Source organism: Bradyrhizobium sp. 23, from assembly GCF_023073295.1.
GTDB classification, from domain to species: domain Bacteria; phylum Pseudomonadota; class Alphaproteobacteria; order Rhizobiales; family Xanthobacteraceae; genus Bradyrhizobium; species Bradyrhizobium canariense_D.
This window is the reverse complement of record NZ_JADPJF010000136.1, coordinates 1-932: the sequence shown is the minus strand read 5'-3', so window position 1 is coordinate 932 and position 932 is coordinate 1. Positions and strand designations below refer to the sequence as shown.

2 pseudogenes are annotated in these 932 nt (G+C 65.5%); one reads left to right on the top strand and one right to left on the bottom strand.

The annotated features are described in order from the left end of the window. Positions 1-374, bottom strand: a pseudogene (locus IVB32_RS32660) (transposase); the annotation flags it as partial. A 228-nt stretch (positions 375-602) separates the two neighbouring features. Here IVB32_RS32660 and IVB32_RS32655 point away from each other — a divergent pair. After that, positions 603-932, top strand: a pseudogene (locus IVB32_RS32655) (IS21 family transposase); the annotation flags it as partial.

Genomic DNA, 932 nt, shown 5'->3' with positions numbered 1-932 from the left:
CACAATGTTGATCGCTGGGTGCCTCGATAGCCACGCCCGAACGGTCGCAGTTTCCCGGTCGGGCAGCAGGGTAACGATCCGCCGGCGCTCCAAATCGCACACGATCGTCCCGTATCGATGGTTTCTCCGGAACGCCCAGTCATCGATGCCCACAACAAGCAATGGATCTGTCGTCATCGCCGCCCGCCGGCGGACCACCCGTAGCAAGGTATCGTTGCTGACAGGCAGCATGAGCGCTTGGCGAAGCTTGCCGCCGGCCGGCCGCCCAGCGCCAACCCCAGGTGATGGACGATGTATTCCAGCCGTGCCGTCCCGCGCCGTCGAAGCGGAACGACGTCTTCTCCGAACCGCTCCGCGAAGATCCGCCGGCCGCAATGCTGCGGCGCGGCAATCAGGATGGAAGTGCAGCGTCAATCAGGATGAGAGAGCTTCGCCGGGCTCGTGACGCAGGGAGGACGTAGCCCGACCGGAGTTACGAGCCCGGCGACGGCGCGATCCGAGCGGACCGCGCCGTCTGGCGATCGCGGCTGGCCGGTGATGGATGGTTCTTCTCGCCAAAGAGGAATCACCCGTTGCCAGGCTGCCATGTCACCGATCACCAGATGAGGCTCTACATGAAGTTCCGTCAAACCAATTCGCCGCCAGAGGCGGCCGCGAAGGCCTCGTTCAGTTCGTCGACCGCTTATCGGCTCGAGAATGATCTGCGCCTTTCCGTCGCAAAAGAAGTCACCGCGGCAAAGGCGCCGGCCGGATCCCTTGGCTAACGTCTTCGGCCTGGAGGTCGTGCCGATGCTGAAGGCGGCTCCCGGCGTGCGGCCCGTGGCGATCTTCGAGGAGATGCTCCGACGGCCATCCTGAGCTGGGGGCTGGAATCCGCCGCACGCTCGAGCGCCGGATCCGCGCCTGGCGGGCGATCCACGGCGAGGAGCAGG